The following is a 7118-nucleotide window of genomic DNA, read 5'->3' on the forward strand; positions in this document are numbered from 1 at the left end:
ACCTTGCGCGGCGCGGAAATCTCCTTCCAGGTCGACAGCGCCCGGTTGACCGCGGCGTTCGGCTCGCGGGCGACGAATTCGCCATGGCCGACCTTGGCCTTGACCTCCGCCTCCTCGATCGACAGTTCGCCGCGTGAGAAGACGAAGCGCGGCAGGCCGGTCACCTCGAAGCCTTCGAACACATTGTAGTCGATCACCGACTGCTGCTTCTTCGAGGTGATCGTCTTCTTGCGCTTCGGATCCCAGACCAGGATGTCGGCATCCGCGCCTTCGACGATGGCGCCCTTCTTCGGATACATGTTGAGGATCTTGGCGATGTTGGTCGAGGTCACCGCGACGAACTCGTTCATCGTCAGCCGGCCGGTGTTGACGCCAGTGGTCCACAGCACCGGCAACCGGTCCTCGAGCCCGCCCGTGCCGTTCGGAATTTTGGTGAAGTCGCCGGCGCCGTTGCGCTTTTGTTGCGTGGTGAACGAGCAATGGTCGGTCGCCACCACTTGCAGCGATCCGGCCTGCAGGCCGGCCCACAGCGAATCCTGGTGCAGCTTGTTGCGGAAGGGCGGGCTCATCACGCGGCGCGCGGCGTGGTCCCAGTCCTTGTTGAAATATTCGCTCTCGTCGAGCGTCAGGTGCTGGATCAGCGGCTCGCCGAACACCCGCATCCCCTTCTGGCGCGCGCGGCGGATGGCCTCATGCGCCTGCTCGCAGGAGACATGCACGACATAGAGCGGCACGCCGGCCATGTCGGCGATCATGATGGCGCGGTTGGTCGCCTCGCCTTCCACCTCCGGCGGCCGCGAATAGGCATGCCCCTCCGGACCGTTGTTGCCGGCGGCGAGCAGCTTCTGCGAAAGGGCTGCAACCACGTCGCCATTTTCGGCATGCACCAGCGGCAGCGCGCCGAGATCGGCGCAGCGCTGGAACGACGCGTACATCTCGTCGTCGTCGACCATCAGCGCGCCCTTGTAGGCCATGAAGTGCTTGAACGAGGTGATGCCCCTGTCGACGACGGTCGCCATCTCGTCGAACACCTGCTTTCCCCACCAGGTGACCGCCATGTGGAATGAATAGTCGCAGGCCGCCTTCGAGGTCTTGTTGTCCCACATCTGCAACGCTTCGAGCAGCGACTGTTTCGGCGCCGGCAGGCAGAAGTCGACCACCATCGTCGTGCCGCCCGAAAGCGCCGCGCGGGTGCCGGATTCGAAATCGTCGGCCGAATAGGTGCCCATGAACGGCATTTCGAGATGGGTGTGCGGATCGATGCCGCCCGGCATGACGTAGCAGCCGGTGGCGTCGAACTCATGGTCGCCGTGCAGGTTCGAGCCGATGGCGACGATCTTGCCGTGCTGCATCAGCACGTCGGCCTTCCAGGTGCGGTCGGCCGTGACGATGGTGCCGTTCCTGATGACTTTGGTCATTTTCATGTTCCCCTGTTCTAGTCGCGCTTCTTTGCGAGCAGCGTTGAATTCTAGATTCCGGACCTCACTCGACGATGACAGCCGTCTCCACCACCGCATGGAACAAAACGTCAGCGCCGGCGCCGGCCCATTCCTTGGATATCTCCTCAGCCTCGTTGTGGCTGAGCCCGTCGACGCAGGGGCACATCACCATCGCCGTAGGGGCAACGCGGTTGATCCAGCAGGCGTCGTGGCCGGCACCCGAGACGATGTTGCGGTGGGTGTAGCCCAACCGTTCGGCGGCATCGCGGATCGCCTTGACACAGTTCTTGTCGAAGTTCACCGGATCGAAATGTCCGACCTGCTCGATCTGGTATTTGATGTCGAGCGCATCGCAGATCGTGTCGATGCCTTCGCGCACGCGCGCGTCCATGGCGTCGAGCACCTCCTTTTCCGGCGAGCGGATGTCGATGGTGAAGACGGTGCGCCCGGCAATGATGTTGCGCGAGTTCGGATAGGCCTGCATGTGGCCGACCGCGCCGACCGCGTCCGGCTGGTAGTCCATGGCGATCTCGTGCACCAGCTCGATCACCCGCGCCATGCCGAGGCCGGCATTGCGTCGCTTCGGCATCGGCGTCGAGCCGGTATGCGCTTCCTTGCCCGTCAGCGTCACCTGCAGCCACTTCAGGCCCTGGCCGTGCGTGACAACCCCGATGTCGATGCCTTCATCCTCGAGGATCGGCCCCTGCTCGATATGCAGTTCAAAGAAGGCGTGGATCTTGCGCTCGCCGACCTTCTCGGCGCCTTTCCAGCCGATGCGCTCCAATTCCTCGCCGAACTTCTTGCCGTCCTTGTCGACATGTTCGTAGACATCGGCCTGGTCGAGCACGCCGGCAAAGACGCCGGACGCCATCATCGCCGGCGCGAAGCGCGCGCCTTCCTCGTTCGTCCAGTTGGTGACGACGATCGGGTGTTTGGTCTTGATGCCGAGATCGTTGAGCGAGCGCACGACTTCCAGCCCGCCGAGCACGCCGAGCACGCCGTCATACTTGCCGCCGGTCGGCTGGGTGTCGAGATGGCTGCCCACATAGACCGGCGGCAGACTGGGATCGGTGCCCTCGCGGCGGGCAAACATGGTGCCCATCTCGTCGAGCCCCATTTCGAGGCCGGCGGCCTCGCACCAGCGCTTGAACAGATGCCGGCCCTCGCCATCCTCGTCGGTCACGGTCTGGCGATTGTTGCCGCCGGCAATGCCGGGGCCGATCTTCGCCATCTCCATGATGGAATCCCACAAACGGTCTGAATTGATTCGCAGATTCTCGCCCGGGGCGGCCATTCAAAGTCCTCTCATTTCACTACCCGATTGGGCGGCGGTTCCCGACGCCGCCCCACCGGACAAAGCAGGTCTAGTCGATCGACCTCAGCACATCCCGCAGATGGTCGATCAATTCGTTGATCTGGCCCTTGGTGATGATCAGCGGCGGCGACAGTGCGATGATGTCGCCGGTGGTGCGGATCAGCAAGCCGTGCTCGAACGCCTTGACGAAGGCCGAGAAGGCCCGCTTCGTCGGCTGCCCGGCGATCGGCGCCAGCTCGATCGCACCGATCAGGCCGATGTTCCTGACATCGATGACGTTCGGCTCGCCCTTCAGCGAATGCAGCGCATCTTCCCAGTAAGGCGCCAGTTCTTCGCCGCGGGTCAACAGGCCCTCTTCCTTGTAGGTGTCGAGCGTGCCGAGCGCGGCGGCACAGGCGATCGGATTGCCTGAATAGGTATAGCCGTGGAAGAACTCGATCATGTGATCGGGTCCGGTCATGAAGGCGTCGTGGATCTCCTTCGTCACGAATACCGCGCCCATCGGGATGACGCCGTTGGAGACGCCCTTGGCGGTCGTCATGATGTCAGGCGTCACACCGAAATAGTCGGCGGCGAACGGCGTGCCGAGGCGTCCGAAGCCGGTGATGACCTCGTCGAAGATCAACAGGATGCCGTGCTTCGTGCAGATCTCGCGCAGCTTCTGCAGATAGCCCTTCGGCGGCAGGATGACGCCGGTCGAGCCGGCCACCGGCTCGACGATGACCGCCGCGATGGTCGACGCGTCGTGCAGCGCGACGATGCGCTCCAGCTCGTTGGCGAGTTCCGCGCCGTGTTCCGGCACGCCCTTCGAGAAGGCGTTCTTTTCCGGCAGATGCGTGTGCGGCATATGGTCGACGCCGCCGAGCAGCGTGCCGAACATCTTGCGGTTGTTGACGATGCCGCCGACCGAGATGCCGCCGAAATTGACGCCGTGATAGCCGCGCTCGCGGCCGATCAGGCGGGTGCGCGAGCCTTCGCCCCTAGCACGGTGGTAGGCGATCGCCATCTTCAGCGCGGTGTCGACCGATTCCGAACCCGAATTGGTGAAGAAGACATGGTCCATGCCCTTCGGCGCGATGTCGACCAGGCGGTTCGCCAGTTCGAAGACGATCGGGTGGCCCATCTGGAAGGCCGGCGCATAGTCGAGCTCGGCCGCCTGGTGCTGGATCGCCTCGGTGATCTTCGGCCGGCAGTGGCCGGCATTGACGCACCAGAGACCGGCGGTGCCGTCGAGCACCTTGCGGCCGTCGCTGGTCGTGTAATGCATGTCCTTGGCGGACACGAACATGCGAGGCGCTTGCTTGAACTGCCGGTTCGCCGTGAACGGCATCCAGAATGCGCTGAGATCGTTCGGCGTGACTTTCAGCCGGTTGGACATGACCAAGACTTCCCCTTGTAACCTGTTTCGGTGCGGCTAACGCTTGGTCTTCCCAGCACTTGGTCTCAGCTGCGTTTTCGTGCTACGCAAATTTTGACCGATTGGACAAACGTTAGCACCGCCATGTCGGCGGTCAAGGGATTACTAACGGAAATGCCGCATCCGAAGCGCGCTCCACAGGCCAAGGAAAAACTGGTCCAGAGAATTGGTCCAGATGGCGCTCGCGGCGAAGGTTTGCAGGGGTGACGGCCGCCATGGAAGGTTCCGCTCCCCGCCGCACCCGCATCCAGCAGGAAAAGCGCGAGCTGATCCTGGAAGCCGCGCTCGAGGTCTTCTCCACCAACGGTTTTCGCGGCTCGACCATCGACCAGATCGCCGAAGCGGCCGGCATGTCGAAGCCGAACCTGCTCTACTACTTCCGCCGCAAGGAAGACATTCACGAAACGCTGATGGAGCGGCTGCTCGAGACCTGGCTGGCGCCGCTCAGGGAACTCGACGACATCGGCGACCCTCTCACCGAGCTGCGCAGCTACATCAGGCGCAAGCTCGAAATGGCGCGCGATTTCCCGCGCGAAAGCCGGCTCTTCGCCAACGAGATCCTGCAGGGCGCGCCGCGCATCATGCCCCTGCTGGAAGGCGAGCTGAAAACGCTGGTCGACGAGAAGGCCGCCGTCATCAAGGGCTGGATGCGCGCCGGCAAGATCGCCCGCACCGACCCCTGGCACCTGATCTTCTCGATCTGGGCGACGACGCAGCACTATGCCGATTTCGACGTCCAGGTGCGCGCCGTGCTCGGCCCCGACCGCGGCGGCGACGGCCGCTTCGAGGATGCCGCCCGGTTCCTCGAGCAATTGTTCATCGATGGGCTGAAGCCGAAGGGCTGAACGTCGGATGGCGTCAGGCGCTGCGCCGTTCAGGGGGCAGCGCATCGAGCAGCTTTTGCAGCTTGGCGATCGAATTCTGCTCGGCAAGCGGCGTGTAGACGATCAGCCGCATGTCGGAACCGTCATCGATCGACAGGCTCATATGCTCGAACACCATCGCGCCCGCGGTCGGATGCCGGACGTGCTTCACGCCGGTCAGCTTTCGCGCCACGTCGCGCCGCGGCCACCAGTCGCGGAACTCGGGGCTTGAGCGCATCATCAACGCGATCAGCCGGTCGAAATCCGGATCGCCGACATATTTGGCGCTCTCCGCCCGAAACGAAGCCAGCACCACGCGCGCGAGTTCCTCCCAGTCGACCAACAGGCGGCGGTGGTGCGGGCTGGTGAACACCATGTGGACGATGTTACGGGCGTCGCCCTCCAGCAGGCCATAATCGCCGAACACGGCCACCGCAGCCGGATTCCAGGCCAGCACGTCCCAGCGCCGGCCGACGACATAGGCCGGCTGCAGGACGAGACTTTGCAGCATGTGCAACAGCGGACCGTCGACCTTTTCCGGCACCACAATGCGCCGCTCCGGCTGCTGGCGGCCGGCAAGGATGAACAGATGACGCTTCTCGACTGCATCGAGGCGCAACGCCTCCGACAGCGCCGTCAGGACTTCCACCGAGGGACGGACGTCCCTGCCCTGTTCAAGCCAGGTGTACCAGGTCGTGCCGACGCCGGCGATCATCGCTACCTCTTCGCGCCGCAGCCCCGGCGTGCGCCGGCGCGCGCCGCAGGCGATGCCGGCGGTCTCGGGCGAAAGCCTTTCGCGGCGCGAGCGCAGGAAGGCGCCAAGCTCGCGCCGGCGGCTGTCTTCCGGCGAATGGGAGATCGTATCCATGGGGCTCATTATAGCAGTATTGATACCAGGATAAAGTTTGAACTGTTTGGGATGCGCGCCGCGCCCCATCTTGCGTTCAGGGCAAAACATGGTGGCTCTGAACATGGACTTGAAAGACAAGACCGTCCTCATCACCGGATCGACCGACGGCGTCGGCCGCATGGTCGCGGAACGGCTCGGCGCAAGCGGCGCCCGCGTGCTGGTGCACGGCCGCGATGAAGGCCGAGGCAAGGCAGTCGCTTCCGCCATCGAGGCCGCGGGCGGCAAGGCCGAGCTTCTCGTTGCCGATCTCTCCTCGCTTGCCGAGGTCAGGCGCCTCGCCGAAGCCGTGCGCGCCAGAACAAACCGGCTCGACATCCTGATCAACAATGCCGGTATCGGCACTGCCGGCGAAGCGTCGAAAAGGCAGGTCAGCGCCGACGGCTACGAGCTGCGCTTCGCCGTCAACTATCTCGCCGGGTTCCTGCTGACCTCGGAGCTGCTGCCGCTGCTCAGGGCGAGCGCGCCGGCGCGCATCGTCAATGTCGCCTCGGCCGGCCAGCAGGCGATCGATTTCGACGACGTCATGCTGACCCGCAACTATAGCGGCGTGCGCGCCTACTGCCAGAGCAAGCTGGCGCAGATCCTGTTCACCGTCGATCTGGCCGGAGAGCTGAAAGGCAGCGGCGTCACCGTCAACGCGCTGCATCCAGCAAGCTACATGGACACGACCATGGTCCGGCAGGCGGGCGTCACGCCGTGGAGCTCGGTCGAGACCGGCGCCGAGGCCATCCTCAATCTTGCGACGTCGCCGGCGCTCGAGGGCCGCAGTGGCCTCTATTTCGACGGCCAGCGCGAATCCCGCGCCGACGCCCAGGCCTACGACGAAAAGGCCCGCCGGCAGTTGCACTCATTGAGCCTCGAACTGATCGAGCGCGCCTCAGCCACAACCAGGGAACAACAGTCATGAATGAGAAAATCGAACATTGCGTCATTATCGGCGGCTCGTCCGGCATCGGCTTGGCCACGGCCAGGCGGCTGGTCGGTCCCGCCATGAAAGTGACGATCACCGGCCGCAACGAGGACAAGCTCAAGGACGCCTGGAAGAGCCTTGGCGGCACCGTCGGCAAGGCAGCCTTCGATGCGACCATGCCGAATGAAGTCCGGCGGTTCTTCGACGGCCTCGGGCCTTTCGATCATCTTGTCCTGGCGGCAAGCGGCGGCAAGGGGCTTGGGC

At 64.2% G+C, this 7118-nt stretch carries 7 protein-coding genes; 3 read left to right on the forward strand and 4 right to left on the reverse strand.

What is annotated here, in order from left to right; genetic code table 11:
* From hydA to EN780_RS23405, 3 genes are all read right to left on the reverse strand, one after another.
* On the reverse strand, positions 1 to 1418 hold a 1418-nt coding region (gene hydA, locus EN780_RS23395; protein ID WP_128275450.1), incomplete at its 3' end, for a dihydropyrimidinase.
* Between the two features lie 64 nt (positions 1419 to 1482).
* Positions 1483 to 2733, reverse strand: a complete 1251-nt coding sequence (locus EN780_RS23400; protein WP_128275451.1) for a Zn-dependent hydrolase — start codon at positions 2731 to 2733, stop codon at positions 1483 to 1485.
* A 70-nt stretch (positions 2734 to 2803) separates the two neighbouring features.
* Entirely contained in the window at positions 2804 to 4132 is a 1329-nt protein-coding gene (locus tag EN780_RS23405) for an aspartate aminotransferase family protein (RefSeq protein WP_127283263.1), read from the reverse strand.
* A gap of 254 nt (positions 4133 to 4386) precedes the next feature.
* Here EN780_RS23405 and EN780_RS23410 point away from each other — a divergent pair, with 254 nt between their 5' ends.
* Entirely contained in the window at positions 4387 to 5016 is a 630-nt protein-coding gene (locus EN780_RS23410) for a TetR family transcriptional regulator C-terminal domain-containing protein (RefSeq protein ID WP_127311434.1), read from the forward strand.
* A gap of 13 nt (positions 5017 to 5029) precedes the next feature.
* Here EN780_RS23410 and EN780_RS23415 read toward each other — a convergent pair whose 3' ends face one another.
* Positions 5030 to 5902, reverse strand: coding sequence for a helix-turn-helix transcriptional regulator (locus EN780_RS23415; protein WP_128275452.1), 873 nt, complete (start codon positions 5900 to 5902; stop codon positions 5030 to 5032).
* A 103-nt stretch (positions 5903 to 6005) separates the two neighbouring features.
* Here EN780_RS23415 and EN780_RS23420 point away from each other — a divergent pair, with 103 nt between their 5' ends.
* Positions 6006 to 6851, forward strand: a complete 846-nt coding sequence (locus tag EN780_RS23420; RefSeq protein ID WP_128275453.1) for an SDR family NAD(P)-dependent oxidoreductase — start codon at positions 6006 to 6008, stop codon at positions 6849 to 6851.
* Positions 6848 to 7118 (forward strand): SDR family NAD(P)-dependent oxidoreductase (locus EN780_RS23425; protein ID WP_128275454.1); only part of this gene is annotated, 271 nt, incomplete at its 3' end. The genes EN780_RS23420 and EN780_RS23425, both read left to right, overlap by 4 nt.

Origin of the sequence: Mesorhizobium sp. M4B.F.Ca.ET.089.01.1.1 (assembly GCF_004022605.1) — a bacterium.
Classification (GTDB): Bacteria; Pseudomonadota; Alphaproteobacteria; order Rhizobiales; family Rhizobiaceae; genus Mesorhizobium; species Mesorhizobium abyssinicae.